At 45.0% G+C, this 760-nt stretch carries 1 pseudogene; it reads left to right on the top strand.

Going from position 1 to position 760, the window contains the following annotated elements:
• Positions 1-760 (top strand): annotated as a pseudogene (gene eno, locus A3763_RS03965) (phosphopyruvate hydratase); the annotation flags it as partial.

Raw genomic sequence — 760 nt, 5'->3', positions numbered from 1 at the left:
ATGCCTGTGCCAATGATGAATATCATCAATGGTGGTGAGCACGCAGACAACAATGTTGATATCCAAGAGTTTATGGTTCAGCCAGTTTCTGCTCCTACTTTTGCCGAAGCACTGCGTGCGGGCGCTGAAATATTCCATGGTTTGAAGAAGGTATTAAGTGAGCAAGGTCTAAATACCGCTGTGGGTGATGAGGGCGGTTTTGCGCCTGACTTGGCTTCTAATGCCGATGCATTGGCGGCAATCAAGGTTGCTGTAGCGAATGCAGGATACGAGCTAGGTAAAGACATTACGCTAGCCTTAGACTGTGCATCAACTGAGTTCTATGTTGATGGTAAATACGACATGAAAGGCGAAGGTAAGGCTTTCAGCCCTGAGCAGTTCTCTGATTATTTGGCTGAGCTTTGCGACCAGTATCCAATCGTTTCTATTGAAGACGGTCAGGACGAGTCGGATTGGGATGGGTGGAAGTATCAAACTGAAAAGTTGGGCGACAAAGTTCAATTGGTTGGTGATGACTTGTTTGTGACCAATACCAAGATTCTTTCTGAAGGTATCGAAAAAGATATTGCTAACTCGATTCTGATTAAATTCAACCAGATTGGTAGCCTGAGCGAAACCTTAGATGCGATTAAGATGGCTAAAGATGCAGGCTATACCGCAGTTATCTCACATCGTTCTGGTGAAACAGAAGACACAACAATTGCTGATTTGGCGGTTGGTACCTGTGCCGGCCAAATAAAGACTGGTTCACTTTGTCGTT

The organism is Oleiphilus sp. HI0128 (assembly GCF_001635365.1).
Note: the sequence above shows the minus strand (reverse complement) of the source record. Positions and strands in the feature narration are given on the sequence as shown.